This window comes from Hydrogenophaga laconesensis (genome assembly GCF_031457235.1).
GTDB lineage: Bacteria > Pseudomonadota > Gammaproteobacteria > Burkholderiales > Burkholderiaceae_C > Hydrogenophaga > Hydrogenophaga laconesensis.
Genome location: NZ_JAVDWE010000016.1, coordinates 107,002 through 132,827, shown reverse-complemented (window position 1 = coordinate 132,827; position 25,826 = coordinate 107,002). Strand labels below are relative to the sequence as shown.

The 25,826-nt window shown below is 68.2% G+C and carries 26 protein-coding genes and 1 riboswitch; of the genes, 15 read left to right on the top strand and 11 right to left on the bottom strand.

What is annotated here, in order from left to right; all coding sequences use genetic code 11:
- The first annotated feature begins 2 nt into the window (after nucleotides 1–2).
- From J2X09_RS22860 to J2X09_RS22825, 8 genes are all read left to right on the top strand, one after another.
- Entirely contained in the window at nucleotides 3–1,211 is a 1,209-nt protein-coding gene (locus tag J2X09_RS22860) for a sensor histidine kinase (protein WP_204734484.1), read from the top strand.
- Entirely contained in the window at nucleotides 1,208–1,891 is a 684-nt protein-coding gene (locus J2X09_RS22855) for a response regulator transcription factor (RefSeq protein WP_204734483.1), read from the top strand. Before J2X09_RS22860 ends, J2X09_RS22855 begins: the two co-directional genes overlap by 4 nt.
- Nucleotides 1,892–2,036: 145 nt before the next feature.
- Complete coding sequence (locus tag J2X09_RS22850) at nucleotides 2,037–3,455, top strand: CmpA/NrtA family ABC transporter substrate-binding protein (protein ID WP_204734482.1); 1,419 nt, start codon at nucleotides 2,037–2,039, stop codon at nucleotides 3,453–3,455.
- Nucleotides 3,456–3,457: 2 nt separating this feature from the next.
- The gene (gene ntrB / locus J2X09_RS22845) at nucleotides 3,458–4,321 is read left to right on the top strand and encodes a nitrate ABC transporter permease (protein WP_204734481.1); all 864 of its coding nucleotides are present in this window, start codon (nucleotides 3,458–3,460) and stop codon (nucleotides 4,319–4,321) included.
- Nucleotides 4,311–5,174 (top strand): ABC transporter ATP-binding protein, encoded by an 864-nt coding sequence (locus J2X09_RS22840; protein ID WP_374726526.1) that lies wholly within the window; start codon nucleotides 4,311–4,313, stop codon nucleotides 5,172–5,174. The genes ntrB and J2X09_RS22840 overlap by 11 nt, the downstream gene beginning before the upstream one ends.
- A 49-nt stretch (nucleotides 5,175–5,223) precedes the next feature.
- On the top strand, nucleotides 5,224–5,667 hold the full coding sequence (gene cynS, locus J2X09_RS22835; protein WP_204734479.1) for a cyanase: 444 nt from the start codon (nucleotides 5,224–5,226) through the stop codon (nucleotides 5,665–5,667).
- On the top strand, nucleotides 5,667–6,134 hold the full coding sequence (locus J2X09_RS22830; RefSeq protein ID WP_204734478.1) for a nuclear transport factor 2 family protein: 468 nt from the start codon (nucleotides 5,667–5,669) through the stop codon (nucleotides 6,132–6,134). The genes cynS and J2X09_RS22830 overlap by 1 nt, the downstream gene beginning before the upstream one ends.
- A 39-nt stretch (nucleotides 6,135–6,173) precedes the next feature.
- A complete protein-coding gene (locus J2X09_RS22825; protein ID WP_204734477.1) occupies nucleotides 6,174–6,788 on the top strand; it encodes a YitT family protein in 615 nt (204 codons plus the stop codon).
- A 7-nt stretch (nucleotides 6,789–6,795) separates the two neighbouring features.
- Here J2X09_RS22825 and J2X09_RS22820 read toward each other — a convergent pair whose 3' ends face one another.
- Together J2X09_RS22820 and J2X09_RS22815 are read right to left on the bottom strand one after the other, a co-directional pair.
- Nucleotides 6,796–7,662 carry a pirin family protein gene (locus tag J2X09_RS22820; RefSeq protein ID WP_204734476.1) on the bottom strand — a complete coding sequence of 289 codons (867 nt, stop codon included), beginning with the start codon at nucleotides 7,660–7,662 and terminating at the stop codon, nucleotides 6,796–6,798.
- 19 nt (nucleotides 7,663–7,681) lie between these two features.
- Nucleotides 7,682–8,554 (bottom strand): pirin family protein, encoded by an 873-nt coding sequence (locus J2X09_RS22815; RefSeq protein ID WP_204734475.1) that lies wholly within the window; start codon nucleotides 8,552–8,554, stop codon nucleotides 7,682–7,684.
- 85 nt (nucleotides 8,555–8,639) lie between these two features.
- Between J2X09_RS22815 and J2X09_RS22810 the strand changes: the two genes are divergently transcribed.
- Together J2X09_RS22810 and J2X09_RS22805 are read left to right on the top strand one after the other, a co-directional pair.
- The gene (locus J2X09_RS22810) at nucleotides 8,640–9,545 is read left to right on the top strand and encodes a LysR family transcriptional regulator (RefSeq protein ID WP_204734474.1); all 906 of its coding nucleotides are present in this window, start codon (nucleotides 8,640–8,642) and stop codon (nucleotides 9,543–9,545) included.
- 127 nt (nucleotides 9,546–9,672) lie between these two features.
- Nucleotides 9,673–10,716, top strand: a complete 1,044-nt coding sequence (locus J2X09_RS22805) for an RNA methyltransferase (protein ID WP_204734473.1) — start codon at nucleotides 9,673–9,675, stop codon at nucleotides 10,714–10,716.
- Here the strand turns inward: J2X09_RS22805 and J2X09_RS22800 are convergent.
- Nucleotides 10,706–11,521 (bottom strand): hypothetical protein, encoded by an 816-nt coding sequence (locus J2X09_RS22800; RefSeq protein ID WP_204734472.1) that lies wholly within the window; start codon nucleotides 11,519–11,521, stop codon nucleotides 10,706–10,708. The genes J2X09_RS22805 and J2X09_RS22800 overlap by 11 nt on opposite strands.
- A 110-nt stretch (nucleotides 11,522–11,631) precedes the next feature.
- Between J2X09_RS22800 and J2X09_RS22795 the strand changes: the two genes are divergently transcribed.
- A complete protein-coding gene (locus J2X09_RS22795; protein ID WP_204734471.1) occupies nucleotides 11,632–12,039 on the top strand; it encodes a helix-turn-helix domain-containing protein in 408 nt (135 codons plus the stop codon).
- 164 nt (nucleotides 12,040–12,203) lie between these two features.
- Here J2X09_RS22795 and J2X09_RS22790 read toward each other — a convergent pair whose 3' ends face one another.
- From J2X09_RS22790 to J2X09_RS22765, 6 genes are all read right to left on the bottom strand, one after another.
- Complete coding sequence (locus tag J2X09_RS22790; RefSeq protein ID WP_204734470.1) at nucleotides 12,204–13,481, bottom strand: FAD-dependent oxidoreductase; 1,278 nt, start codon at nucleotides 13,479–13,481, stop codon at nucleotides 12,204–12,206.
- Complete coding sequence (locus J2X09_RS22785; RefSeq protein ID WP_204734469.1) at nucleotides 13,478–14,629, bottom strand: acyl-CoA dehydrogenase family protein; 1,152 nt, start codon at nucleotides 14,627–14,629, stop codon at nucleotides 13,478–13,480. Before J2X09_RS22785 ends, J2X09_RS22790 begins: the two co-directional genes overlap by 4 nt.
- Nucleotides 14,626–15,201, bottom strand: a complete 576-nt coding sequence (locus J2X09_RS22780) for an OsmC family protein (protein WP_204734468.1) — start codon at nucleotides 15,199–15,201, stop codon at nucleotides 14,626–14,628. The genes J2X09_RS22785 and J2X09_RS22780 overlap by 4 nt, the downstream gene beginning before the upstream one ends.
- A gap of 31 nt (nucleotides 15,202–15,232) precedes the next feature.
- Entirely contained in the window at nucleotides 15,233–16,123 is an 891-nt protein-coding gene (locus J2X09_RS22775; protein ID WP_204734467.1) for a sulfurtransferase, read from the bottom strand.
- Between the two features lie 225 nt (nucleotides 16,124–16,348).
- Nucleotides 16,349–16,558 carry a hypothetical protein gene (locus J2X09_RS22770; protein ID WP_204734466.1) on the bottom strand — a complete coding sequence of 70 codons (210 nt, stop codon included), beginning with the start codon at nucleotides 16,556–16,558 and terminating at the stop codon, nucleotides 16,349–16,351.
- Between the two features lie 102 nt (nucleotides 16,559–16,660).
- Nucleotides 16,661–18,235 carry a sigma-54 interaction domain-containing protein gene (locus tag J2X09_RS22765; protein WP_310309473.1) on the bottom strand — a complete coding sequence of 525 codons (1,575 nt, stop codon included), beginning with the start codon at nucleotides 18,233–18,235 and terminating at the stop codon, nucleotides 16,661–16,663.
- A 64-nt stretch (nucleotides 18,236–18,299) separates the two neighbouring features.
- Nucleotides 18,300–18,396: riboswitch (S-adenosyl-L-homocysteine riboswitch) on the top strand.
- A 72-nt stretch (nucleotides 18,397–18,468) separates the two neighbouring features.
- On the opposite strand from J2X09_RS22765, the gene metH reads away from it, so the two are divergent.
- The 3 genes from metH to J2X09_RS22750 all read left to right on the top strand — a co-directional run bounded on the left by metH (nucleotide 18,469) and on the right by J2X09_RS22750 (nucleotide 21,919).
- A complete protein-coding gene (metH, locus tag J2X09_RS22760; protein ID WP_204734557.1) occupies nucleotides 18,469–21,165 on the top strand; it encodes a methionine synthase in 2,697 nt (898 codons plus the stop codon).
- A 12-nt stretch (nucleotides 21,166–21,177) separates the two neighbouring features.
- Nucleotides 21,178–21,402 (top strand): hypothetical protein, encoded by a 225-nt coding sequence (locus J2X09_RS22755; protein WP_204734465.1) that lies wholly within the window; start codon nucleotides 21,178–21,180, stop codon nucleotides 21,400–21,402.
- 118 nt (nucleotides 21,403–21,520) lie between these two features.
- Nucleotides 21,521–21,919, top strand: a complete 399-nt coding sequence (locus J2X09_RS22750) for a DoxX family protein (RefSeq protein ID WP_204734464.1) — start codon at nucleotides 21,521–21,523, stop codon at nucleotides 21,917–21,919.
- A gap of 134 nt (nucleotides 21,920–22,053) precedes the next feature.
- Here the strand turns inward: J2X09_RS22750 and J2X09_RS22745 are convergent, their stop codons facing one another.
- Nucleotides 22,054–23,493: an NAD-dependent succinate-semialdehyde dehydrogenase gene (locus tag J2X09_RS22745; RefSeq protein WP_204734463.1), complete on the bottom strand. Its 1,440-nt coding sequence runs from the start codon at nucleotides 23,491–23,493 to the stop codon at nucleotides 22,054–22,056.
- Between the two features lie 89 nt (nucleotides 23,494–23,582).
- Nucleotides 23,583–25,136, bottom strand: a complete 1,554-nt coding sequence (locus J2X09_RS22740; protein ID WP_204734462.1) for a YifB family Mg chelatase-like AAA ATPase — start codon at nucleotides 25,134–25,136, stop codon at nucleotides 23,583–23,585.
- Between the two features lie 334 nt (nucleotides 25,137–25,470).
- Here J2X09_RS22740 and J2X09_RS22735 point away from each other — a divergent pair, with 334 nt between their 5' ends.
- Nucleotides 25,471–25,809: a P-II family nitrogen regulator gene (locus J2X09_RS22735; protein WP_137919429.1), complete on the top strand. Its 339-nt coding sequence runs from the start codon at nucleotides 25,471–25,473 to the stop codon at nucleotides 25,807–25,809.
- Nucleotides 25,810–25,826 lie beyond the last annotated feature (17 nt).

Genomic DNA, 25,826 nt, shown 5'->3' with positions numbered 1-25,826 from the left:
TCATGCACCTGGATGCCGCCCACCTCGTCAGCCGCCCGGAAGTCCCCGCCACCACCGGTGCCTGGCGCGACCCGCTCGCGCTGCTGCTGGCCTCCACCGGCGAAGGCGTGTTCGGGGTTGATCTGGACGGGCTGTGCGTGTTCATCAACCACGCCGGCGCGCGCATGATCGGTTTCGAGCCCGCCGAGCTGCTGGGCCGCAACATGCACGACCTGACCCACCACTCGCACGCCGATGGCGCGCACTACCCGGTGGAGGACTGCCCGATCTTCAACGCCTTCCGCCAGGGCCTGCCCTGCCGCATCGACAGCGAGGTGTTCTGGCGCCGCGACGGCTCGTGCTTCCCGGTCGAGTACTCCAGCCACCCCATCGTGGACGGTGGCGAGGTGCGCGGCGCGGTGGTCACTTTCGTCGACATCACCGAGCGCAAGCGCGCCGCCGATGCCCTGCAACGCGCCAAGGACGAACTCGAAGCGCGCGTGGGTGAGCGCACGCTCGCACTGGCCACCGCATTGAAGCAAGTGCGCGAACTGGCCGCTCGTTCGGAAACCGTGCGCGAGGACGAGCGCACCCGCATCGCGCGCGAGGTGCACGACGAACTGGGCAGCCTGCTGGTCGCCCTGAAGATGGACGTGAACTGGATGGACAAGCGCCTGTCCGAACAGGAGCAGCGCAGTGCCGATGCCGCGCACGACATGCGCGAGCGCATGCGCTGCAAGTGCCAGAACATGAGCCGCCTGATCGAGACGGCGGTCGACAACGTTGGCCGCATCATCACCGACCTGCGCCCCAGCATCCTGGACCACCAAGGGCTGTGGGCTGCACTGGAATGGCAGGCGCAGGAGTTCGTGCAGTCCGCCGAGATGGCGCTGGACTGGCGCATGGCCGTGGCCGACGCGCCCGAACCGCCCGAGCCCCTGGCCATGGCGGTGTTCCGCATCTTCCAGGAGATGCTCAGCAACGTCGGGCGCCACGCGCACGCCGACCGCCTGGGTGTCCACATCGTCGTGCGGGGGACTGCGCTGAGCCTGTGCGTGCAAGACAATGGCGTGGGTGCGCCGCCCCACGCGTTTGAAGCCGCGAACGCCTACGGCGTGATGGGCATGCGCGAACGGGCACGCCATTTCGGCGGCGAGATACAGATCGACAGCGCACCGGGTGAGGGCACGCGCATGTACCTCACGGTGACGCTGCCGGCGGAGACGACATGACCACGCAATTCGACCTGCTCACCGAAACCATCCGCGTGCTGATCGGCGACGACCACCGTATCGTGCGCGAGGGTCTCAAGCAGATCCTCGCCGACGCGCCCGATGTGCAGGTGGTGGCCGAGGCGCAGACCGGCCCCGAGGTGCTGGCCGAGGTGGCCGCGCTGGGCGGCAGCCTGGGGCTCGATCTGGTGCTGCTCGATATCGCCATGCCCGAACTGGACGGGCTCGACGTGCTGCAGGCCATCAAGCGGGACCACCCCCGCCTGCCGGTGCTCATGCTCAGCACCTACCCCGAGAAGCAGTACGCGGTGCGCTGCATCCGTCTGGGCGCGTGCGGCTACCTGAACAAGAGCGCCGACCCCGACGACATGATTGCCGCCGTGCGCAAGGCCGCGGGTGGCGCGGTGTTCGTGAGCCAGGCCACGGCCGAGGCGCTGGCCGCCGCCGTGGGCAGCGCGAGCGCGCAGACCGGGCCCGAGGCGCTCTCGCACCGCGAGTACCAGGTCTACCGCCTGCTCACGCAGGGGCGCACCGTGAGCGAAATTGGTGCGCAACTCGGCCTGGCGCCCAACACGGTGAGCACTTACCGTGCACGCGTGCTGGAGAAGACCGGTGCGAAGAACGATGTGGAGCTCGCGCTGTACGCCGAACGCCACGCGCGCGCGCCCAAAGGCACCTGAAACCGCTGTTCTTGTAGGGCTGGCCCTACACGGCGTCGGTTCGCACGGCGCGACTTGCGCATGAGAGCGCCGGATGGCGCTGTGGATCGCGCTTCTGGCCCGGTGCTTGCAAAGCGTTCCTCGTCTTCAACACACGAGGTGCGCCATGTCCGAATTCTTCGACCCCTACAACGCCGACCGTCCGCTGATGATGAAGTGCAGCTGCGGGCGTGACCACACGGTGGCGGACCACCACGCCGAGGCCAACGCCGACAGCGCCGCCGCCGAACTGCGCCGCCGCAGCGAGACTGCCGAGTTCGAGGCCTACAGCAACGAGTTCATCGAAGCCACGCTGGTCAAGGCGCTGTTCCCGCAGGACGAGATGCGTCGCCGCTTCCTGCGTGCGGTGGGCAAGGGCACGGCCATGGCCGCCATTTCGAGTGTGCTGCCCGTGGCCAGCCTGCAGGCCATGGCCCAGGAAGCCGGCGCGAAGAAAGGCATGCTGGAGAAGACCAACCTCAAGATCGGGTTCATTCCCATCACCTGCGCCACGCCGCTGATCATGGCGCACCCACTCGGCTTCTACAGCAAGCAGGGCCTCAACGTGGAGGTGACCAAGACCGCCGGCTGGGCGCTCATCCGCGACAAGATGATCAACAAGGAGTACGACGCCACGCACTTCCTCTCGCCGATGCCACTGGCCATCTCGCTCGGGCTGGGCAGCAACGCCACGCCGATGAATGTGGCCACGGTGCAGAACGTGAACGGCCAGGCCATCACGCTGTCGCTCAAGCACAAGGACAACCGCGATCCGAAGAACTGGAAGGGCTTCAAGTTCGGCATTCCGTTCGACTATTCGATGCACAACTTCCTGTTGCGCTACTACCTGGCCGAGGCCGGCCTGAACCCCGACACCGATGTGCAGCTGCGCGTGATCCCGCCGGCCGAGATGGTGGCCAACCTGCGTGCGGGCAATATCGACGGCTTTCTCGGCCCCGATCCCTTCAACCAGCGCGCGGTGTTCGACGAGGTCGGCTTCATTCATGTGCTCACCAAGGACCTCTGGAACGGTCACCCTTGCTGCGCCTTCGGTACCAGCACCGAGTTCATCCAGAAGAACCCCAACACCTTCGCGGCGCTGTACCGCGCGGTGCTCACCTCGGCCGCCATGGCGCGCGACCCGAAGAACCGCGAACTCATCGCCAAGGTGATTGCACCCAGCCAGTACCTCAACCAGCCCGAGGCCGTGCTCACCCAGGTGCTCACCGGCCGCTTCGCCGATGGCCTGGGCAAGATCCAGACAGTGCCCGACCGCGCCGACTTCGACCCGATGCCGTGGCAGAGCATGGCGGTGTGGATGCTCACGCAGATGCAGCGGTGGGGCTACGTCAAGGGCGACGTGAACTACCAGCAGATCGCCGAGCGCGTGTTCCTCATCACCGACGCGCGCAAGTACATGAAGGAACTCGGCCAGCCCTTCGCCGCCGGCCCGGGCTACACCAGGCACACCATCATGGGCAAAGTGTTCGATCCAGCCAAGCCCGCCGAGTACCTCAAGAGCTTCGCGATCCAGAAGGCGGCTTGAATATGAAAAATGTCAGCCTCAACCTGCGCGCCGCGCTGGTCTCGCTGCTGCTGTTCGCGGTGTTCGTGGGCATCTGGCAGCTCTCGACCAGCGGTCCCAGCATCGGCGGCTCTTCGACCGGCATGACGGCCGAGGAGATCGAGTACGCGAAGATGATGGGCAAGGACCCCGGGGCGGCCAAGAGCAGTGGCTTTCCGCCGCCGACCGAGGTGGCCAAGGCGAGCTGGGCGCAGATCTCCGATCCGTTCTACGACAAGGGTCCGAACGACAAGGGTATCGGCATCCAGCTCATGCATTCGCTCGCCCGTGTCGGCCTGGGCTTCCTGCTGGCGATGGCGGTGGCCATTCCGCTGGGTTTCCTCATCGGCATGTCGCCGCTCATGCAGAAGGCGTTCGACCCTTTCGTGCAGGTGCTCAAGCCCATCAGTCCATTGGCCTGGATGCCCCTGGCGCTGTACACGCTCAAGGACAGCAACATCAGTGGCATCTTCGTGATCTTCATCTGCTCGGTGTGGCCGATGCTGATCAACACCGCGTTCGGTGTGGCCTCGGTCAAGCGCGAATGGATCAACGTGGCCAGCACGCTGGAGGTGAACCCGTTGCGCAAAGCCTTCCGCGTGATCCTGCCGGCCGCCGCGCCCACCATCCTCACCGGCATGCGCATCAGCATGGGCATCGCGTGGCTGGTGATCGTGGCCGCCGAGATGCTGGTGGGTGGCACGGGCATCGGTTACTTCGTGTGGAACGAGTGGAACAACCTCTCGCTCACCAACGTGATCTTTGCCGTGCTGCTCATCGGGGTGGTCGGCATGTTGCTCGACCTGATGTTCGCCCGGCTCCAGAAGGTGGTGACCTATGTGGAGTGAATCCGCCGACCGCACCCGCCCGGGCCTCGCAACGAAACCTTCCAAGAAAGCCCCCAAGATGACCGGTTTCCTGCAGGTTGAAAAACTGGGCAAGGCCTACCAGGCCGACAAGCCCGTGTTCGCCGACGTGTCGTTCGCCATCGACAAGGGCGAGTTCGTCTGCATCATCGGCCACAGCGGCTGCGGCAAGACCACCATCCTCAACGTGCTCGCCGGGCTCGACACCGCGAGTGCGGGCCACGCCTTCATGGACGGCCGCGAGATCGCCGGCCCCAGCCTGGAACGCGGCGTGGTGTTCCAGGGCCATGCGCTCATGCCCTGGCTCACCGTGCGCCAGAACATCGAGTTCGCGGTGAAGTCGCGCTGGCCCGACATGCCGCGTGCCGACCTCAACGCGCACGTGGAGAAATTCGTGGCCATGGTCGGCCTCTCGCCCGCCATCGACAAGAAGCCCAGTCAGCTCTCCGGGGGCATGAAGCAGCGCGTCGGCATCGCGCGCGCTTTCTCCATCCAGCCCAAGATGCTGCTGCTCGACGAGCCCTTCGGCGCGCTGGACGCGCTCACGCGCGGCACCATCCAGGACGAACTCATGGGCATCGTGCGCGAGACGCAGCAGACCGTCTTCATGATCACGCACGACGTGGACGAGGCCATCCTGCTGGCCGATCGCATCCTGCTCATGAGCAACGGCAGCGAGGGCGCCAACGGCTACGTGCCCGGCGGCATGGCCGAGGTGGTGGTCAACACCCTGCCGCGCAGCCGCACGCGCGCGCAACTGCACCACCTCGACGGCTACTACGACCTGCGCAACCACATCGTGGACTTTCTGGTCACCCGCGCAAAGGCGCACTGATTTCCTTCCCCTCCGTTTTTCTCCTTCATCACAAGCAAAGAGGCAACACATGAGCCGACTCGACGTCACCGAAAAAATCGTCAACACCAAAGTCACCAAGGGCCTGAGCTGGGCCGACGTGGCCAAGAAGGTGGGCCAGTCCAAGGAATGGACCACCGCGCTGTGCCTGGGCCAGATGACCGCCACGCCGGCGCAGGCCAAGGTGCTGGGCAAGATCTTCGGCCTCACCGTCGACGAACAGAAATGGTTGCAGGTCGTGCCCTACAAGGGTTCGCTGCCCACCTCGGTGCCGACCGACCCGCTGATCTACCGCTTCTACGAACTCGTGAGCGTGTACGGCACCACCTTCAAGGCACTCATCCACGAAGAGTTCGGCGACGGCATCATGAGCGCGATCGACTTCAAGATGGACATGCAGCGCCAGGCCGACCCGAACGGCGACCGGGTGCAGATCGTCATGTCTGGCAAATTTCTTCCATACAAGCAGTACTGATGGAGCCACGTCCGCCGCTGCCGCCGTTCGCGCGCGAGTCAGCCATCGAGAAAGTGCGCATGGCCGAGGACGCGTGGAACTCGCGCGACCCGGACCGGGTCGTCAAGGTCTACACCGAGGACACGCGCTGGCGCAACCGCGCGGAGTTTCCGGTGGGCCGCGACGCGGTGCATGCTTTTCTCGTGCGCAAATGGGCCCGGGAGCTGGACTACCGGCTCATCAAGGAGCTCTGGGCCTTCGACGCGAACCGCATCGCCGTGCGGTTCGTGTACGAATGGCGCGACGACTCGGGCCACTGGTTCCGCTCGCACGGCAACGAGAACTGGCAGTTCAACGCCGAGGGTTACATGGAACAGCGGCACGCCAGCATCAACGACCGGCCGATCCACGAGAGCGAGCGGCTGTTCCACTGGCCCCTGGGCCGGTGGCCCGACGATCATCCCGGGCTGAGCGCGCTGGGGCTGTAGCGGCCTCCGCGCGGCATGCCTTGTGCTTGCTTCGGGGGCATGAGCGCATCGCCCCTGTCCCGGCTGTCCCACACCTGGCTCGACGATGGCCACGCCCTGCTGGCGGGGTCGCTGTTCGTCGCGCTCGGCATGACCATGTTCGCCCACGCCGGGTTGCTCACCGGCGGCGTGGCAGGCATGGCGTTCCTGGTGAGTTACGCCACGGACTGGAGCCTGGCGTTGTGCTTCTTCGTCTTCAGCCTGCCGTTCTTCGCGCTGTCGTGGCGCCGGCTGGGGGCCGAGTTCACCGTCAAGAGCCTGTGCGCCGTGGCGCTGGTGTCGATGTTCACCGCATGGGCGCCGCGCGTGGTCCGCTTCGAACTGCTGAACCCCTGGGTGGCGTCGGTGCTCGGGGGCTTTCTGATCGGTTTCGGCCTGCTGGCCCTGTTGCGCCACCAGGCCAGCGTGGGCGGCGTGAACATCGTGGCGCAGTGGCTGCAGCAGAGCCGGGGCATCCGGGCGGGCCACGTGCAGATGGGCGTGGACGTGCTGGTGGTGCTGGCGGCCCTGGTGGTGGTGCCGCCGCAGCGCGTGTTGCAGTCGGTGGTGGGCGCCGTGGCCATCGGCGCCATCCTCACGCTCAACCACCGGCCGGGGCGTTACCTCGGCGTGTAGCGCGGCATCAGGGCAACGGAATCCACTCGCTGTCGTCGCCCGGTGGCAGCGGAATGCGGCCGGCGGTCCAGTCGGCCTTGGCCTGTTCGATGCGTTCCTTGCGCGAGGACACGAAGTTCCAGAAGATGTGGCGCTCACCCAGCGGTTCACCGCCGAAGATCATCAGCGTGGCCCGGGTGTGCGCCGTGATCACGGCATCCGCGTCGTCGCCGAAGACGAGCATCTGGCCGGGCACGTAGGTATGGCCGTCGTGTTCGATTTCGCCGCGTGCCACGTACACCGCCTGCTCGCGGTGGCCACCCGGCAGCGCCTTGCGAGCGCCGGGTTGCCATTCGGTGTGCAGATAGAACAGGGGCGAATGCGTGCGCACCGGGCTCTTGAGGCCATAGGCTTCGCCCGCGATGAGGCGCATCCACACGCCGCCTTCGTCGTGCACCGGCAGGTCGCTCGCCGGGTAGTGCGTGAAGGCGGGGTCGGTTTCCTCGTCCTTCTCGGGCAGGGCCACCCACAGCTGCATGAGTTCGAGCCCCCCGCCGGCGAACGAGTCCGGGTGCTTGAAGCGCTCGGAATGCGAGATGCCGCGCCCGGCCGTCATCCAGTTCACGTCGCCGGGGTTGATGAGCTGGTGCACGCCCAGGCTGTCGCGGTGCGACACCTGGCCGCTGAGCAGGTAGCTCACCGTCGAGAGGCCGATGTGCGGGTGGGGCCGCACATCGGCGGCGCGCGTGTCCTCGGCGGCCAGCGTCACCGGGCCGGCGTGGTCCACGAAGATCCACGGGCCGACCATCCGGCGCTTGGCGTAGGGCAGCACGCGCCGCACCTTCAGGCCATGGCCCAGGTCGGCTTCGCGGGCGGTGATCACCATCTCGAGCATCTCGTCTCCTTTCGTGGGGTTACGCGGTCGCGGCTATCCGGCCCATCTTGCCGCTCTGGAAATCGGCGAAGGCCTGGTGGATCTCGGCCTCGCTGTTCATGACGAAGGGACCATAGCCCACGATGGGCTCGTCGATCGGTTCGCCAGCCAGCCAGAGCACGGTCGCGTCTTCCAGCACCTCGAACGTCACGTCCTGCCCGTCGCGGGAGTGCACGGCCATCTGGGCGGCGGTCACTTCCTTGCCGTCGGCCAGGCGAAGGCGGCCGCGCAGCACGAAGGGCGCGGTGGTGTGGCCCTCGGCGGCCGGCAGCGTCACAGCATGACCGGCCTTCAGGCGCAGGTCCCACACCTGCATGGGCGTGAAGGTGCGGGCCGGGCCTTTCACGCCCAGCAACTCGCCCGCGATCACACGCGCCGTGCCGGCGCCATCCGGCAGGTCCACCTGCGGAATCTGCTCGCGTGTGATGCCCTGGTAGCCGGGTGCGGCCATCTTGTCGCGCGCAGGCAGGTTCACCCACAGCTGCACCATCTCGAACGGACCGCCGGTTTTTGCAAAGCGCTCGCTGTGGTACTCCTCGTGCACGATGCCCGAGGCCGCCGTCATCCATTGCACCTCACCGGTGCCGATGGTGCCGCCACCGCCGCTGGAATCGCTGTGCGACACCTCACCCTCGTAGACGATGGTCACGGTCTCGAAGCCCCGGTGCGGGTGCTGGCCCACGCCACGGCGTTGCGTGGTGGGTTCGAATTTCGTCGGGCCGCCGTAGTCGAGCAGCAGAAAGGGCGAGAAGCGCTCAGCCGCGCCGTTGTACGAAAAGATGCTGCGCACCGGAAAGCCGTCACCGACCCAATGGCCGCCGGCGCTGCGCTGGATGAAAGAAACGGTTTTCATGGGGTGTTCTCCTGTTGAAAGAGCACTGTAACGGGCAAGCGTTCCGCTGATAAGTCGGTAAGATCACAAATCATTTTTCAATGGAATGAACAATCAGCACCCCGATCTCAACGACACGCTGGTGTTCGTGCGCGTGGCACAGGCGGGCGGTTTCAGTGCCGCCGCCAGGGCCATGGGCATGCCGACCTCGACCCTGAGCGTGCGCGTGGCGCGGTTGGAGCAGCGCCTGGGTGTGACGCTGCTCCAGCGCACGACGCGCCGCCTGCGGCTGACCGAGGCCGGTCAGGCTTACCTGCACCAGGCCGCGCGCGGGCTCGACGAAATCCTGCAGGCCGAGGCGCAGCTCGATGCGGGGCGGCACGAGGCCCAGGGCCTGCTGCGCATCACGCTGCCGATCGACATGGGCGACGACCAGTTGCTCGGCATTCTCACTGCCTACCGGGCGCGGCATCCCGGCGTGGCGGTGGAACTGGTGTTTTCGGATGCGCGGATCGATCTCGTGGAGCAGGGCCTGGACGTGGCCTTGCGCGCCGGTGAGCTGGCCGATTCCAGCCTGATCGCGCGCCAGATCGGCCAGGCGCGCTGGGCACCTTTCGCACACCGCGATTACCTGAAGAGCGCGCCGGCACTGCGCCAGCCCAGGGACCTCGTGCAGCACGCCGCGCTGTGCTTCAGCCCGCTCGGGCGCGACAGCTGGACGCTCATGCGCGGCAAGGCGCGCGTCAACGTGCCGCTGCGCAGTGCCTTTGCGGCCAACGACATGCGGCTTATCCGGCGCCTTGCGCTCGATGCGCAAGGCGTCGCCCTGCTGCCCGACTACGTGTGCCGGCGCGAGGTCGACCAGGGGGCGCTGGTGCCGCTGTTGCCGGGCTGGCATGCGCGCACCGACCCGATCCACCTCGTCTACCCCGGCCAGCGCTTCGTGCCCGCCAAGCTGCGGCACTTCATCGATGAAGTCGCGCCAGCGCTGTCATCGCTTTTCGAGCGGTGAGCGCAACCCATCAAGGGGCACCGAGGGTCCGGCTTTGCCGGCCCAAGATGCCGTCCCCCTTGAAGCGCCGAAGGCGCGCCACAGAGGGGGAAGCCGCGCAGCGGCGCAGGGGGCGTTAAGCTTCCTCATGCGCATTGAAGACATCCGCCAGCGCCTGCGCGCGCTCGGTGCCAACCCCCGCCACGAGCAGCGCGTGCTGCGCCTGTGGTCCCAGGCCCTGCCGCAGGACGCGGGCCGGCGAGAGATCGCGCATTTCCTGCCCGCGCCGCTGGTGGCGGCCTTGCCGGTTCTGGGCGCGGAGCTCGCCGCGCTGGCGGTGCTGCGCTCGGAGCACGTGGGGGAAGACGGGTCGGCGCGCCTGCTGGTGGCGCTGGGCGATGGCCAGACGGTGGAGAGTGTGCTGCTGCCGCGCGACGGCCTGTGCGTGTCCACCCAGGTGGGTTGCGCGGTGGGCTGCGTGTTCTGCATGACAGGCCTGGGCGGCCTGGTGCGGCAGGTGGGCAGTGCCGAGATCGTGGCGCAGGTGGCGCTGGCGCGCACGCGGCGCGTGGTGAAGAAGGTGGTGTTCATGGGCATGGGCGAGCCCGCGCACAACCTGGACAACGTGCTCGAGGCGATCGACCTGCTGGGCACGGAGGGCAACATCGGCCACAAGAACCTGGTGTTCTCCACCGTGGGCGATCCCCGCGTGTTCGATGCCTTGCCGCAGGGCCGCGTCAAACCCGCGCTGGCGCTCTCGCTGCACACCACCAGGGCCGAGCTGCGTGAGCGCCTGCTGCCCCGCGCGCCGCGCATGTCGCCGGAAGAACTGGTGGAGGCGGGCGAACGCTATGCGCGCGCCACGGGCTACCCCATCCAGTACCAGTGGACGCTTCTCGAAGGCATCAACGATGGCGACGACGAGATCGAGGGCATCGTGCGCCTGCTGCACGGCCGTTACGCCATCCTCAACATGATTCCGTACAACACGGTGGACGAGCTGCCGTTCCGCCGCCCGGCCTGGGAACAGGCGGCCGACATCGCGCGCCGCCTGCACCGGCGCGGCATTCTCACCAAGCTGCGCCAGTCTGCCGGGCAGGACGTGGACGGCGGTTGTGGCCAGTTGCGCGCGCGGGCGGCGAAGCCGGTGCGCCGCACGGTGCCCGTGCGGGTGCAGGGCGTCAGCGCCTGACCGGGCCCGCGGCCTGGCTGCTGCCGGAGCCACTCACCACATAGCGGTGCCGGCCGTCACCGTGGGTCGGGTGCGTGAACACCACCTGCGCGCCGTGGCCGTTGCGGGTCGAGGCGAAGCGCCGGAGCTGGCGGCGCCAGGCCGGGCCGATCGTCAGATCCTCGAGGAGGTCGCGGTAGGGCGGGCGCGTCTCGTCGTCGAACAGCATGGCATTGGGCAGGCGGGCCATGCATTCGAGCGCTTCCAGGCGGTCGTCGGTGATGGCGATGACGCTTTCGTGCGCGGTCTTGCGCAGGTGCTCCTCGCCCTCGCCCGCATGCGCGCGCGCAAAGCCCAGCACCTCGGCGTGGCGCTCGGCGGGAATGAGCAGGGGCGCGAGCCGGGCCAGGTCGGACCGGTCGAAATCGCGGCCACCCGGGTGATCGGGTGCCGGGGTGCCGCACAAGGCGCAGAGCAGGCGGGTGCGGGTGCCCGCGTCGGAGGCCACCAGCACGAACTGGTCGGTGAAGCGGGGGTCGGCCCGTCCGGCGGCGCGTGCGTCCAGGTGGTTGAGCAATTGCCAGATGAGCAGCGCGAGCAGGGCATGCAGCTGGGTCTCCGCGTCGGCCAATGCCAGCCGGTGCGCCGGCCGGTTGGGCTCGGGTGCCGCCATGTCCAGGGCTTCGTGGGCGGTGATGGCCGGCAGGAGCACCTGGCGCTGGCCTCCCAGAAAGCCGCCGCTGTCGGCACGGTCCCGGGGTTCGAACCACCAGCGCAGCAATGCCTGCGTGGTCGGCGTGACGTGTTGCACGGTAAGTTCATCCATGTGTTCTTCCCTGACTGGTTGGTTGCCACTTGAGAAGTTTAATCAATATGTGAATGAGAAACACAACAGAAAGTTGATTCGATGCGAGACCGAAAACTAGCGTTCGGTCCATGGAACACAAGCTCGAATTTGCCCAGCGGTTGCGCGAAGCCATGCTCGCGGCCGGACTGGAGCCCCGGCCCGGCGTGCTGCTGAATCTCTTCAACACGCACTACTGGGGTCGGTCGGTGTCGTTCCAGGCGGTTTCGCGCTGGTTGCGGGGCGAGGCGATCCCCGCGCAGGACAAGCTCTTGGTGCTGGCCCAGATCCTCAAGGTCGAGCCCGAGGTGCTGCGCTTCGGGCGCGCGGTGCGCCATCAGGTGCAGGAGAGCCGCAAACGGTGGGACGACGGCGTGAGCTACGAGGAGCGGGAGGTGTTCGACGCCTTCCTGCGCCTGCCAGTCCCTCAGCGCAAGGTGGTGCGCGAGATCATCTTCGCCTTCGCGCAGGCGCACGCCAGTCGGGGCGGGAAGTCGTGAGCTCCCCCCTGCGCCGCTGACGCGGCTTCCCCCCTCTGTGGCGCGCCTTCGGCGCTTCGAGGGGGGACGGCATCTCGGGCCGGCGGAGCCGGACCCTTGATGCCTCTGGTGGGCGCTGCCTATCTCGTCTCGATGACGGCGGAATGAATGCCTCGGCTGCCCGCTCAGTGCAGCGTGAGCGGACGTGAGGTCGTCTTCACGCGCACCACCGCCGTGCGCGGTTCGTACGGCGCGGGGGGTGCGCCGCAGATCACCGCCGCGATGGCGCGGGCCTGGCGCGCGATCGGCTCGATGAAGCGGCTGGGCTGTCCGTCGACCGCGATGCAGTCGCCCATGGCGTGGATGTGTTCGTCGCTGGTGCGCAGTGTGGCGGGGTCCACGGCAATGCCGTTGTGCCAGGCCAGCCCGGCGCTTTGCGCCAGGCGCGGCGGTGTCTGCAGGCCGGCGGCGGCGATCACCTGATCGGCCGCGAAGCGCTGGCCGCAGGCGGTGGTGAGGCGGTAGCGGCCAGCCACCTGCTCCAGTTGCGCCACCTGTACGCCGCCGACGAAGCGGATGGCGAGGTCCTTCCAGGCATCGAGCAGCGGGGCGCCCGCCTGTTCGGCGGGCCAGCGCGCAAGGGGGGCGGTCTGCACGTCAAGCAGGGTGATGCGGTGCCCCCCCAGCGCCAGGTCGTTCGCGAGTTCGCTGCCGATCAGGCCGGCACCGACGATGAGCACGTCCTTCGGTCCGTCCACGTCCACGCGGCCCAGGGCGGCGCGCAGTTTCTCGTAGGCGGCGAGGTGGTTGATGCGCCAGCACAGCGCGGCGGGCAGGGTCGGCGGCAGCGCGGCCTGTGCGCCGTGCGCGAGCACCAGCCGGTCGTACTTCAGTGGGCCGCGCGTGGTGCGCAGCGTGCGCGTGTCGGGGCAGATGCGAACGGCCTGTGTGTTCGCGAACAGGCGAACCTTCAGGCGCGCCGCCGCCGCCTGGCCCGTCTCCTTCGCGATGGCCTCGGGTGCGAGCCCGCGCGCCATCGCCACGGACAGCAGGGGCTTGTCGTAGACGTCGCCCGCGCAATTGCTCACCAGGGTGATGGGCAGCGTGGCGTCGAGCGCGCGCAGCGCCTCGGCCATTTGCCAGCCGGCGCGGCCGGCACCCACGATCACCACGCCCGCCGCGCCGCGCATGGTCACGGGGGCGGTCGTGGTGAGGCTGGCGCGCAGCGCGTCCAGCGTGGGCGCGGTGTAAGGCGTGAAGTCGGCCTTGGTCACGCCGCACAGCGGGCAGGCCCAGTCGTCGGGAATGTCGGCGTAGCGCGTGCCGGGCGGGAGCCCGCCGTCCGGGTCGCCCAGGGCCTCGTCGTAGATGTAGCCGCAGGCGTCGCAGATGTACTGCTGGTACGCCGGGTCACTCGCCAGGGTCTGCACCGCCGAGGCCACGCGGGTCAGGGCGGTGTTCATGACGGCATCACCTCGGCAGAGAGCCGCGCGATCTCCTTGCGCAGGTGCTTGATGGCCGGCGTGACTATGGCCACGAAGTGCGATTCGCGCACGCGGCGCTGCACGTCCGAGCTCATCAGGTAGCCGCGAGCACCCTGGTGCAGCAGGGCCGACTGCGCCGCGCGCAGGCTCAGCTCGGCGCCGTGGGCACGCGCGTCGAGCACGTCGATGAAGAACTCCGCCGAGTCGTTGAAGGGCGTCTCGGCCAGGGTCATCACGCGCGCAGTGAGCGCATCCAGCTCGGCCTGCAGGGCATCGGGCCGGTCTTCGAGAAACTGGTTCACATGGCCCAGCTGGGCTTCCACCGCCCACATGCTGTCGATCGCGCCCTGCACCACGCCCACGGCCATGCCGCACTGAAGCATGACGAAGGCGGAGCGGATGCGCGCGATGAAGGGCCTGGCCGGATCGGCCATGGTGTCGTTCGCACCGACGAACACGTCCTTCAGGCGCAGCGCGTAGGTGCCGGTGCCCTCCATGGCCGAAAAGCTCGGGCACTCGCGCAACTCCATGCCGGGCGCGTCGCAGCGCAGCAGGAACATCAGCTCGCGGCCCAGGGGTTCGCCTTGCGCGTCCACCACCGCCGCCAGCGCGCCGCAGGCATGGCCCGGGCCGAGGTTGCTCACCCAGGGCAGCGCACCATTGACGAGGTAACCGCCGTCCACCGGCGTGGCCTTGAGCAGCAGGCTTTCGATCTGCGCGTAGCTCTTCATCGGGTTGGACATGGCGGTGCCGCCCAGCGCCGCGCCACTCGCCAGCGCGCGCAAGGCTTCGCCCTGCAGCGCCGGGTTGCCGCTGGCCTGCATGTACAGGCCGCAGACCAGCTGGCACCAGACCATGAAGCCGGTAGCGCCGCAGACGCGCGAGACCTCGGCCATGCAGCGGATCGCCAGGCCGTAGTCGGCGCGACCCACCGGCGCGTCCAGGTGCGCGCTGAAGGCGCCGAGCGCGCCCAGCTGCTGCAGCACCTCGCGCGGGTAGTGGCCTTCGCGGTCGATGGCCTCGACCACGCTGGCCAGGGGACCTTGCGCCACGGCGCGCACCGCGGCGATCAGCTCGTCGGCCGATGTGTCGTGGGTCAGCTCGCGGGGCAGGTCGTTCGGGTTCATGCGTCCACCAGACCGATGGTGAAGGGGATGGGGTTGCGCATGGTGTTCGCCACGGGCGAATAGAAGTTGGCGTGCTGCACGATCTCGTCCAGCACCTCGCGCGACGCGTCGCCTTCCACCAGCACCTTCACGCGGATGGCCTGGAAGCCCATCTCGGGTGGCGTCTTCTCCAGGGCGCCACCGGCACCCCACGCGGCGGGGTTGCCGATGTCGCCTTCCATGAAGACCTCCAGCTTGCTGAGCTTCACGCCCTTCCAGGTCGCCACCGCCGTGATACCCACGGCCAGGCAGCCACCCAGGCCGGAGAGCACGATCTCGCCCGGCGCGGGTGCGGTGTCCTCGCCGAAGAGGTGCAGCGGCTCGTCCACCACCACCGGCTTGTGCTGGCCCACGTACGACAGCGAGCGGTACTGGCCCTCCATCACGGTGTGCACCTTGTTCGTGCCGCGGCTGGCCGGGTTGGCCTTGCCCTTGGCGGCGAAGGCGGCGAGGCCGGTGCCGTCGATCGGGCGCAGGTAGGCCTTCACGGTGGTCACGGGGGCGGCGGGGTCGAGGGTGTCGGTGGCGGACATGGGGTCTCCAGGTGTTGAAAAGAGGAAGGGATCAGGCCGCGAGGGCCAGGCTGGGTTTCTTGCCCGACTTCGCCAGCGGCAGGCCGGTCTCGATCGGCAGGCTCTCGTCGCGCGACCATTCGTTCCAGGAACCGAAGTACATGCGCACGTCGCTGAAGCCAGCCTGCTTGAGCGCGAGGAAGGTGTTGGAGGCGCGCGCGCCCTTGAAGCAGTACAGGTAGATGGTGTCGTCGGGTGCGATGCCGGCGGTGGCGCATTCGGCCTTCACCTCGTCGGGCGTCTTGAACACGGGGCCCTGGGCCGAGGGCTTCATGAAGCGGTACCACTCCACCCACTTCGCGCCGGGCAGGCGGCCCTTGCGCGGGGCGAAGTCCTTGCCGTAGGGTGAGGAGCTGTCGCCGATCCATTCGTCCACGTCGCGCACGTCGAGCAGCACGGTGTCGGTGCCCAGCGCGGCCTGCACGTCGGCCTGGGTGAGCATGACGTCGGCGCCGGTGAGCGTGGGGAAGGTGGCGGGCGTGGGCGTGGCCGCTTCGGTGGAGACCGGCAGGCCGGCCGCCTTCCAGGCGCTGTAGCCGCCGTTGAGCACCTTGATCTTCGGGTAGCCGAGCCAGGTGAGCAGGTAGTAGCCGCGGCAGGACTGGCCATAGCCGCTGTTGAGCGCGTCCTCGTAGAACACGGCGGTCTCGGCACCCGAGAGGCCGACCACGCCGAGCGCGCTGGCGAAGGTGGCCTTCAGCGCCTCCAGCCCTTCGGGCGTGGAGGTGGCCAGGTAGGTGAAGATCTCGCGCACGTTCACGGCGCCGGGAATGTGGCCGGCCGCGAAGGTCTCGGCGTCGCGGGTGTCGATGACCACCACGGGTTCGGACGACTGCAGGGCCTGCAACTGGGCGGGTGCGATCAGGATGGCGTCGATGCTCATGGAAACCTCACGAAAGGACAGGGCCGGCGGGATTGCCTGGACTGTCTTTCGCAACGGTCGTGCCAGAAGTGCGAAATGCACCTGAAATGGCTTCAGGCTGTTGATTTGAAAGGCATATCTGCTACTGAAACAGAAGCAGTCACGATGCCGGCGTCAGGCCAGCCTGTTCAATGTGTCGACACAATGTCGACACTGTGTGGGGCGGCGAGCGATCCGGGCCACGGTTCAGCAGGCTCCGGCATCCAGCGCCGGCGGGCGCATCAGGTCCTCGTCGATGCCCATGACCGCGCTGGCCCGTTCGATGGCCCGCCACAGCAGCGGAGGCATTTGCAGGATCTCTTCGGGGGAGTCGGCCCGCGCGATCCAGTGGCTGATCTGCCGGTGTTCGTCGGGGCTGAGCAGGGCCAGGTGCAGCATCTCGTCGATCGTTTTCATGGTGGGCGGCTTCTTCGTGGGAATGGGGTGTTCTGCCCGGGCACATGGGGGCGGTCAGGCGTGGCGCAAGGTGCGAGCCCATGCCGGTGATCTTTCGACCGATCACCGCAACCCGGCCTTGCGCAACCGGTAGGCGAACTGGCGCAGTGTGAGGCCCAGGCTCTGCGCCGCGCGCGACTGGTTGCCCTGGTGACGCGCCAGTGCCTCCCGCAGGGCGTTGGCACTGTGGGACTGCGCGCTCTGGTAGTCGCGCACCACGGGCGCGTCGCCAGGGGCGGGCGGGGGCGGTGTTCCCGCGCCTTCGGGCATGAATGGCTCCAGCGTCTTGGCCGTCACCAGGGTGTGGTCGGCCAGCAGCACCAGGCGTTCGATCAGGTTGCCCAGCTCGCGGATGTTGCCGGGCCAGTCGTGCGCCTGCAGCCGCGCCAGCGCGTCGGGCGCGAGGTTCACGTTGCGCTGGTGGGTCTGGTTGGCACGGTTCACGAAATGCAGCGCGAGCGCCCGCACGTCATCGCCGCGTTCGCGCAGGCTCGGCAGGCGGATCGGGATCACGTTCAGGCGGTAGTACAGGTCCTGCCGGAAACGGCCAGCTTGCACCTCCTGGGCCAGGTCGCGGTTGGTGGCGGCCACCAGCCGCACGTTGACCTTCAGCTCTTTCGTGCCGCCCAGGCGCACCAGCGTGCCCTCCTGCAGCGTGCGCAGCAGCTTGGACTGCATGGCCAGTGGCAATTCACCGATCTCGTCGAGAAAGATGGTGCCGCCATTGGCCTGCTCGAACCAGCCGGCGCGCGCGGTGTTCGCGCCGGTGAAGGCGCCTTTCTCGTAACCGAACAGCTCGGACTCGAACAGCGTGTCCGGAATCGCCGAGCAGTTCACCTTGATGAAGGGCTGGTCGTGCCGGCCACTGGCCAGGTGCACCGCGCGCGCGAACAGCTCCTTGCCCGTGCCCGATTCGCCCAGCAGCAGCACCGTGGCCTGGGACTGCGACACGCGTTCGAGCTCCCCCAGTGCCTGCAGCAGCGCGGGCGACTGTCCGATCAGCCCGTAGCGCGCGCTCGCACTCTCCAGTGCCCGCGCCAGCGCGGCGTTGCGTGCCACGAGCTGGCGCGTCTGGTCGGCCACCAGCTGTTCCAGCTGGAGCAGCTGGCCGGCCAGCGTGGCCAGGATGCGCAGCACCGCCAGGTCGTCGCTGAGGTGGCGCTGCCGGCTGCGGATGCGGTGGCACCCGAGCACGCCGATGGTCGCGCCGTTGACCTCGATCGGCAGCGCGATGAAGGCCACGGTCTGCGGGGGGAGGCGGTTCCGGGGCACGGTGCGGAACAGGAACAGCGGTTCGGCGTCCACGTCCTGCACGATGGCGGGCAGTCCGGTGGCCAGCACGCGCCCGGTGATGCCCTCGCCCCACTGGAAAACACCGCGCTGCACCTCTTCGGCCGTGAGGCCATAGGCGTGCCGGACCGCCGCGGTGCGCGGGACACCCTGCCGTGCTTCACCGGCCAGCACCATCCGCCCCCGGTTCAGGCCGAGCAGCTCGCTCATCAGGTGCAGCATCTCGCGCAGCACGAAGGCCGGCGCCAGGCTGCGGCCCACCATTTTCATCACCTCGCGCATGAGCAGCAGCTCCTGGGCATGCCAGTCGGTGCCGGGGCTGTCGGGCTCGGTGCGGTGGGGGGCCATGCGGCCGGGGCAAGCAAGCATCGCACCAGCGGGACGCGGAATCCGTGGCGAGCTAAAATCCCCGCTTCTCAAGGAGCGTTGCAGCGCCGGCGGGCCACCAGTCCCCCACCGTGCGTCAGGCTTGAGTGGGCGCGAACAGGCCCAAACGGCGCTCACCGGTCTGTTTTCCGCAAACTGCCTTGGTGAGTCCCATGTCTTCCGAATCCGCTTCCCCGTCGTCCCCCGTGCCGCCCATGCTGCTCTCCGGTCTGGAGCCGCTGCGCATTGGCGAGGGCAGCCTGTTCGTGAACGTGGGCGAGCGCACCAACGTCACCGGCTCCAAGGCCTTTGCCCGCATGGTCCTCGAGGGGCGGTTCGAGGACGCCCTGGCCGTGGCGCGCCAGCAGGTGGAGAACGGTGCCCAGATCATCGACGTCAACATGGACGAGGCCATGCTCGACAGCCAGGCCGCGATGGTGCGCTTCCTCAACCTCATCGCCGGCGAGCCCGACATCGCGCGCGTGCCGGTGATGGTGGACTCCTCCAAGTGGGACGTGATCGAGGCCGGGCTGCGCTGCATCCAGGGCAAGGGCGTCGTCAACTCCATTTCCATGAAGGAAGGGCTGGACGAGTTCAAGCGCCAGGCCGGACTGGTGAAGCGTTATGGCGCGGCGGCGGTGGTGATGGCGTTCGACGAGAAAGGCCAGGCCGACACCTACGAGCGCAAGATCGAGATCTGCGAACGCGCCTACCGCGTGCTGGTGGACGAGGTCGGCTTCCCGCCCGAGGACATCATCTTCGACCCGAACATCTTCGCCATCGCCACCGGCATCGAGGAACACAACAACTACGCGGTCGACTTCATCGAGGCCACGCGCTGGATCAAGCAGAACCTGCCCGGCGCCAAGGTCAGCGGCGGCGTGTCCAATGTGTCGTTCAGCTTCCGCGGCAACGACCCGGTGCGCGAGGCCATCCACACCGTGTTCCTGTACCACGCCATCCAGGCGGGCATGGACATGGGCATCGTCAATGCCGGCATGGTGGGTGTGTACGACGAACTGGAGCCCACGCTGCGCGAGCGTGTGGAGGATGTGGTGCTCAACCGCCGACCCGATGCCGGCGAGCGCCTGGTCGAGGTGGCCGAGAACGCCAAGGGCGCAGCCAGGGACGACAGCAAGAAGAACGAATGGCGCGCGCTGCCGATCCGCGAGCGCCTCTCGCACGCGCTGGTGCGCGGCATCAACGATTTCATCACCGAAGACACCGAGACCATGTGGCGCGAGATCGAGGCCGGCGGCGGCCGCCCGCTCAACGTGATCGAAGGCCCGCTGATGGACGGCATGAACGTGGTCGGCGACCTGTTCGGCCAGGGCAAGATGTTCCTGCCGCAGGTGGTCAAGAGCGCGCGCGTGATGAAGCAGGCCGTGGCGCACCTGCTGCCTTACATCGAGGAAGAGAAACGCCAGCTCGAGGCCGCCGGCGGCGACGTGAAGTCCAAGGGCAAGATCGTGATCGCCACCGTCAAGGGCGACGTGCACGACATCGGCAAGAACATCGTCACCGTCGTGCTCCAGTGCAACAACTTCGAGGTCGTGAACATGGGCGTGATGGTCCCCTGCCACGAGATCCTGGCCAAGGCGAAGGAAGAGGGCGCGGACATCGTTGGCCTCTCGGGCCTGATCACGCCCAGCCTGGAGGAGATGCAATACGTGGCCGGCGAGATGCAGAAGGACGCGCATTTCCGCGAGAAGCGCATCCCGCTGCTCATCGGCGGTGCCACCACCAGCCGCGTGCACACGGCGGTGAAGATCTCGCCGCACTACGAAGGCCCGGTGGTCTACGTGCCCGATGCCTCGCGCAGTGTGAGCGTGGCGCAGGGCCTGCTGTCCGACCAGGCGGCGGCCTACATCGCCGAGGTGACCGCCGACTACGAGCGCGTGCGCCACCAGCACGCGAACAAGAAGCAGGTGCCGCTGTGGCCGCTGGAGAAGGCGCGCGCCAACAAGACGCCGATCGACTGGGCCGCCTTCACGCCGCAGAAGCCGAAGTTCATCGGGCGGCGCGTGTTCAGGAACTTCGACCTGCACGAGATCGCGAAGTACATCGACTGGGGCCCGTTCTTCCAGACCTGGGACCTGGCCGGCCCGTTCCCCGAGATTCTCAAGGACGAGGTCGTGGGCGAGGAAGCGCGCCGCGTGTTCAGCGATGGCAAGCGCATGCTGCAACGGCTCATCGAAGGCCGCTGGCTCAGCGCAAACGCAGTGGTCGGCCTGTACCCGGCCAACACGGTGCACGACGATGACATCGAGCTCTACACCGACGAGAGCCGCAGCGAGGTGGCGCTCACCTGGCACGGGCTGCGCCAGCAGACCGAGAAACACGAGATCGACGGTGTGATGCGGCCCAGCCGCTGCCTGGCCGACTTCGTCGCGCCCAAGGGCGTGGCGAACGATTACGTGGGCATGTTTGCGGTGACCGCCGGCCTGGGCGTGGAGAAGAAGGAACAGCAGTTCATCGACGACCTCGACGACTACTCCGCCATCATGCTCAAGGCCCTGGCCGACCGCATGGCAGAAGCCCTGGCCGAGTGCATGCACCACCGCGTGCGCACCGACCTGTGGGGCTACGCGCCCGACGAGGCGCTGAGCAACGAGGACCTCATCAAGGAAAAGTACCAGGGCATCCGCCCCGCGCCCGGCTACCCGGCCTGCCCGGACCACTCCGTCAAGCGCCCGATGTTCGAGCTGCTGCAGTGCGAGGACATCGGCATGGGCCTGACCGAGAGCCTGGCCATGACGCCGGCGGCCAGCGTGAGCGGCTTCTACCTCGCCCACCCGCAGAGCACCTACTTCAACGTTGGCAAGATCGCTGACGATCAGGTGGACGATCTGGCCGAGCGCAGTGCAACGGCCCGCAACGAGCTGCAGCGCTGGCTGGCGCCGAACCTCTGAGGGCTTGCCACGATGGCGACGAAGAAGAAACTGCCCAACGAAGACCTGCTGTGGAAGGGCGTGCTGCTCGCGGTCATCGGTCTGATCGTCCTGATCGCGCCCCACCGCCTTCAGTCGCCGGAGCTGCGCGACATCGTCGCGGGCTCTGCGGGCCTGGGCTGGCTGGCCCTGGCCCTGGGTGCCGGCTGCGTGGTGCTGTGGGTGTGGCGCGGGTACAAGCTGTGGAAGCAGCCGTAGGCCACTGACCGCGGAACGGGAATCCCTCCGCGGCACGCGCGGGAACCTCTTCGTGCGGCGCTGAGTCAGCTTTCAGCACCTCCTTTTTTGCAGCCGTCTCCTCAGGACTTTCCTCACCATGAACGCACTCAACAACCTCTTCAACCAGCCCCGCTTCGGCATCATCCTGTTGCGCTGGACGCTGGCCATCCTGATGATCTTCCACGGCTGGGCCAAGATCACCGGTGGCGTGGGCGGCATCGAGGGCATGCTGGTGGGCAAGGGCCTGCCGGGCTTCCTCGCGTATGGCGTGTACCTGGGCGAATTCCTGGCGCCGCTGCTGCTGCTGGTGGGCGTGTGGGTGGTGCCGGCGGCGCTGATCATCGCGATCAACATGGCCTTCGCCGTGGGCCTGGCCCACATGGGCCACTGGTTCGACATCACCAACACCGGCGGCTGGCGCCTGGAGCTGCAGGCCTTCTTCTTCGTGACCGCGCTGGTGGTGGCGTTCACGAACCGCCTCGGTCCGAACCGCTGATTGGAACTCCCCCCTGCGCCGCCTTGCGGCTTCCCCCCTCTGTGGCGCGCCTTCGGCGCTTCGAGGGGGGACGGCATCTTGGGCCGGCGGAGCCGGACCCTCGCTGCCTCTGGACGGTGCCTTGGTGCGCAGCCCTACACGTTCATGATCGAGACGGCGCGCGAGTTGAGGTAGGCCTCCATGGCCTCCGGTCCGCCCTCGGAACCGTAGCCCGAATCCTTGACGCCGCCGAACGGCATTTCGGCCGTCGGCATGGCGGGCATGTTCACCCACAGCATGCCCACGTCCACGCGGCGCGCCAGCAGGTCCGCGTTTTTCAGCGAGCGCGTGAAGGCATAGGCGGCCAGGCCGTAGGGCAGGCGGTTCGCCTCGGCGATGGCTTCGTCCAGTGTGTTGAAGCTGCGCACTGCGGCCATGGGGCCGAAGGGTTCGTCGTTGAACACGCGGGCTTCCAGCGGAACGTCGGTGAGAATCGTGGGACGCCAGAAATTGCCGGCGTCGCCCATGCGTTCACCACCGGTGGCCAGCGTGGCACCGCGCTCCACGGCATCTTTCGTGAACTCGGCCATGGCCGTGACGCGACGCGGGTTGGCCAGCGGCCCCATCTGCGTGCCCTCGGTCGAACCGTCGCCCACGGCGAGGCCGGAAGCGTGTTTCACCAGCGCCGCCGAGAACTCCTTTGCGATGCTCTCGTGCACCAGGAAGCGCGTGGGGGAGATGCAGACCTGGCCCGCGTTGCGGAACTTGGCCCCGCCCGCGGTTTTCACCGCCAGCGCCACGTCGGCGTCTTCCGCGATGATCACCGGCGCGTGGCCGCCCAGTTCCATCGTCACGCGCTTCATGTGCTGGCCCGCCATCGCAGCCAGCTGCTTGCCCACCGGCGTTGAGCCGGTGAAGGTGATCTTGCGGATGACGGGGTGGGCGATCAGGTAGGTGGAGATCTCGGCCGGCGTGCCGTACACGAGGCCCAGCACCCCGGGCGGCAGGCCAGCGTCCGCGAAGGCGCGTACCAGCTCGGCCGGCGCGGCCGGGGTCTCTTCCGGCGCCTTGACGATCATGGAGCAGCCCGTGGCCAGTGCGGCAGCCAGCTTGCGCACCACCTGGTTGATGGGGAAGTTCCAGGGCGTGAAGGCGGCGACCGGGCCGACCGGGTCCTTCATCACCATCTGGCGCATGGCCAGGTTGCCGCGCGACGGCACGATGCGCCCGTACACGCGCATGCCTTCATCGGCGAACCATTCGATGATGTCGGCGGCGGCCATGGCCTCGACCTTGGCCTCGGCCAACGGCTTGCCCTGTTCCTGTGTGAGCAGCGCGGCGATGGCGCCGGCGCGCTCGCGCATCAGCGCAGCGGCGGCGCGCATGAGCCTGGCGCGCTCCACCGGTGCCTTGTCGCGCCAGAGCTCGAAACCTTTCTGCGCAGCGGCCAACGCCTGGTCCAGGTCGGCCTGGCGCGCGTGCGCCACCCGGCCGATTTCCTTGCCGGTGGCCGGGTTGAAGACCGCCAGCGTTTCGCCAGCAGCGGCATAACGCCACTGGCCGTTGATGAAGAGTTGGGTGTCGGGGTAGCTCATGCCAGGTCTCCTGCGGGTTCGAGGTGGGAAGCCGGACACCATATCAGCTGTCCCTGGGGGCGGGCGAGCCTGGGGTCATCGGACCCGCCTCAGCCGCCGCTCTTGAGCACCCGCCGGTACTGCACCGCCTCCGCCACGTGCGCCACGCCCACCTTTTCGGTGCCCGCCAGGTCGGCAATGGTGCGGGCCACGCGCAGGGCGCGGTGTGTGCTGCGCGCGCTCCAGCCCAGCCGCGCGGCCGCGCCGTGCAGAAAGGCGAGGGCGGCGGCTTCGGGCTTCGCGTGGCTGTCCAGCGCCTGGCCAGCCAGGGCCTGGTTGGCGGTGCCCTGGCGCGCGTGGGCGCGCTCGCGGGCGGCGTGCACGCGTTCGCGCACGGTCGCGCTGCTCTCGCCGGTGGCGCCGTGCAGCAGCTCTTGCGGCGGCAGGGCGGGCACTTCCACGTGCAGGTCGATGCGGTCGAGCAGCGGACCGCTGAGCTTGCCCTGGTAGCGCGCGATCTGATCCGGCGTGTCGCGGCAGGCGCGGGTGGGGTGGCCCAGGAAACCGCAAGGGCAGGGGTTCATGGCGCCCACGAGCTGGAAGCGGGCGGGGAACTCGCTCTGCATGGCCGCGCGAGAGATGCGGATGTGGCCGCTTTCCAGCGGTTCGCGCAGCGCCTCCAGCGCGCTGCGTGGAAACTCGGGCAGTTCGTCCAGGAACAGCACGCCATGGTGGGCCAGCGAGATTTCGCCCGGCCGCGGCGGCGAGCCGCCGCCCACCAGCGCCACCGCGCTCGCACTGTGATGGGGCGCGCAGGTGGGGCGCTGACCCCAGTTCGAGAACACGAAGCGCCCTGCAAGCGATGCCACGGCGGCGGACTCGAGCGCTTCCAGCGTGTCCATGGGTGGCAGCAGGCCTGCGAAGCGCTGCGCCAGCATGGACTTGCCCGAGCCAGGCGGGCCGACCATGAGCAGGCCATGGCCGCCGGCAGCGGCGATCTCCAGCGCGCGCCTGGCGGCGGCCTGGCCTTTCACGTCGATCAGGTCGGGGTAGCCGGGCCCCGCGCCAGGCGCGGTCGGCGCGAGGCGGGTCCAGCCCTTGTCGTCGGGCGGCTCGGGGGCGGCTTCCGCGCGCTCGGGCAGGAAGCGCGAGACCACGTCGAGCAGATGGCGCGCACGGTACACCTGTGCCTGCGGCACCAGCGCGGCCTCTTCCGCACTGCCCGGGGGCAGCACCAGGCGGGTGACGTGCATGGCACCCGGGTCGTGGCGGTGCAGGGCGAGGCTCATGGCGAGCGCGCCGCGCACCGGCCGCAGTTCACCGCCCAGAGAGAGTTCACCGGCGAATTCCCAGCCGGTCAGCCGGGTGGCATCGATCTGCCCGCTGGCGGCGAGGATGCCCAGCGCGATCGGCAGATCGAACCGACCCGAATCCTTGGGCAGGTCGGCCGGGGCCAGGTTGACCGTGATGCGTTTGTTCGAGGGAAATTCGAGCCCCGCGTTGGCGATGGCCGAGCGCACCCGCTCGCGCGCTTCCTTCACGCCCGTGTCGGCCAGGCCGACCAGCGTGAAGCTGGGCAGGCCGTTGGCGAGATGCACTTCGACGCAGACCGGCCGCGCTTCCAGGCCCAGCAGCGCGCGGCTGTGCACCAAAGACAGACTCATAGGTGATGGCTCCCCGTTTCGGTGCGCGCCTGCCAGCCATGGCTCCTCCCTCACAGCCAAACTGCAATGCCCCGAATTGGTGCGCCCTGTTTTGGTGAGGTGGGCAGCGCCGGCCTGCGAAGCGGCTGGCGGACTTTTCTGCGCGTGGCGCCACTGTAGGCGGGCATGCGGAGAGGAACCCCAGGGGGTACGGAAGCGATGCCCTCTGGCATGGTCTGTGCTTGGGCGTGTAAGCGATTGAATCCGGGCCCGGGAGTTCCCCAGGGTCCCTCCGCAAACCGCGGTGTCGGGCCCTCCGGTCACCACCCTTTCGTTCTAGAAGAGGAATCACAGCATGAAAATGGTTTCAGCCATCATCAAGCCGTTCAAGCTGGACGAGGTGCGCGAAGCACTCTCCGGCATGGGCGTGCAAGGCATCACCGTCACCGAAGTCAAGGGCTTCGGCCGCCAGAAGGGCCACACCGAGCTGTACCGCGGCGCCGAGTACGTGGTCGACTTCCTGCCCAAGGTCAAGATCGAGGCCGCTGTCTCTGACGAACTCGTCGAGCGCGTGATCGAGGCCATCGAAGGTGCTGCTCGCACCGGCAAGATCGGCGACGGCAAGATTTTCGTCACCGACCTGGAACAGGTGGTGCGCATCCGTACCGGCGAGACCGGCAAGGAAGCGCTCTGATCGTCGCCCCTGAACAA

Bases quoted from the DNA above. Each gene is read 5' to 3' on its own strand.
- J2X09_RS22860 (WP_204734484.1), top strand. From the start codon at position 3: ATGCACCTGGATGCCGCCCACCTCGTCAGCCGCCCGGAAGTCCCCGCC.
- J2X09_RS22855 (WP_204734483.1), top strand. From the start codon at position 1,208: ATGACCACGCAATTCGACCTGCTCACCGAAACCATCCGCGTGCTGATC.
- J2X09_RS22850 (WP_204734482.1), top strand. From the start codon at position 2,037: ATGTCCGAATTCTTCGACCCCTACAACGCCGACCGTCCGCTGATGATG.
- ntrB (WP_204734481.1), top strand. From the start codon at position 3,458: ATGAAAAATGTCAGCCTCAACCTGCGCGCCGCGCTGGTCTCGCTGCTG.
- J2X09_RS22840 (WP_374726526.1), top strand. From the start codon at position 4,311: ATGTGGAGTGAATCCGCCGACCGCACCCGCCCGGGCCTCGCAACGAAA.
- cynS (WP_204734479.1), top strand. From the start codon at position 5,224: ATGAGCCGACTCGACGTCACCGAAAAAATCGTCAACACCAAAGTCACC.
- J2X09_RS22830 (WP_204734478.1), top strand. From the start codon at position 5,667: ATGGAGCCACGTCCGCCGCTGCCGCCGTTCGCGCGCGAGTCAGCCATC.
- J2X09_RS22825 (WP_204734477.1), top strand. From the start codon at position 6,174: ATGAGCGCATCGCCCCTGTCCCGGCTGTCCCACACCTGGCTCGACGAT.
- J2X09_RS22820 (WP_204734476.1), bottom strand. From the start codon at position 7,662: ATGCTCGAGATGGTGATCACCGCCCGCGAAGCCGACCTGGGCCATGGC.
- J2X09_RS22815 (WP_204734475.1), bottom strand. From the start codon at position 8,554: ATGAAAACCGTTTCTTTCATCCAGCGCAGCGCCGGCGGCCATTGGGTC.
- J2X09_RS22810 (WP_204734474.1), top strand. From the start codon at position 8,640: ATGAACAATCAGCACCCCGATCTCAACGACACGCTGGTGTTCGTGCGC.
- J2X09_RS22805 (WP_204734473.1), top strand. From the start codon at position 9,673: ATGCGCATTGAAGACATCCGCCAGCGCCTGCGCGCGCTCGGTGCCAAC.
- J2X09_RS22800 (WP_204734472.1), bottom strand. From the start codon at position 11,521: ATGGATGAACTTACCGTGCAACACGTCACGCCGACCACGCAGGCATTG.
- J2X09_RS22795 (WP_204734471.1), top strand. From the start codon at position 11,632: ATGGAACACAAGCTCGAATTTGCCCAGCGGTTGCGCGAAGCCATGCTC.
- J2X09_RS22790 (WP_204734470.1), bottom strand. From the start codon at position 13,481: ATGAACACCGCCCTGACCCGCGTGGCCTCGGCGGTGCAGACCCTGGCG.
- J2X09_RS22785 (WP_204734469.1), bottom strand. From the start codon at position 14,629: ATGAACCCGAACGACCTGCCCCGCGAGCTGACCCACGACACATCGGCC.
- J2X09_RS22780 (WP_204734468.1), bottom strand. From the start codon at position 15,201: ATGTCCGCCACCGACACCCTCGACCCCGCCGCCCCCGTGACCACCGTG.
- J2X09_RS22775 (WP_204734467.1), bottom strand. From the start codon at position 16,123: ATGAGCATCGACGCCATCCTGATCGCACCCGCCCAGTTGCAGGCCCTG.
- J2X09_RS22770 (WP_204734466.1), bottom strand. From the start codon at position 16,558: ATGAAAACGATCGACGAGATGCTGCACCTGGCCCTGCTCAGCCCCGAC.
- J2X09_RS22765 (WP_310309473.1), bottom strand. From the start codon at position 18,235: ATGGCCCCCCACCGCACCGAGCCCGACAGCCCCGGCACCGACTGGCAT.
- metH (WP_204734557.1), top strand. From the start codon at position 18,469: ATGCTGCTCTCCGGTCTGGAGCCGCTGCGCATTGGCGAGGGCAGCCTG.
- J2X09_RS22755 (WP_204734465.1), top strand. From the start codon at position 21,178: ATGGCGACGAAGAAGAAACTGCCCAACGAAGACCTGCTGTGGAAGGGC.
- J2X09_RS22750 (WP_204734464.1), top strand. From the start codon at position 21,521: ATGAACGCACTCAACAACCTCTTCAACCAGCCCCGCTTCGGCATCATC.
- J2X09_RS22745 (WP_204734463.1), bottom strand. From the start codon at position 23,493: ATGAGCTACCCCGACACCCAACTCTTCATCAACGGCCAGTGGCGTTAT.
- J2X09_RS22740 (WP_204734462.1), bottom strand. From the start codon at position 25,136: ATGAGTCTGTCTTTGGTGCACAGCCGCGCGCTGCTGGGCCTGGAAGCG.
- J2X09_RS22735 (WP_137919429.1), top strand. From the start codon at position 25,471: ATGAAAATGGTTTCAGCCATCATCAAGCCGTTCAAGCTGGACGAGGTG.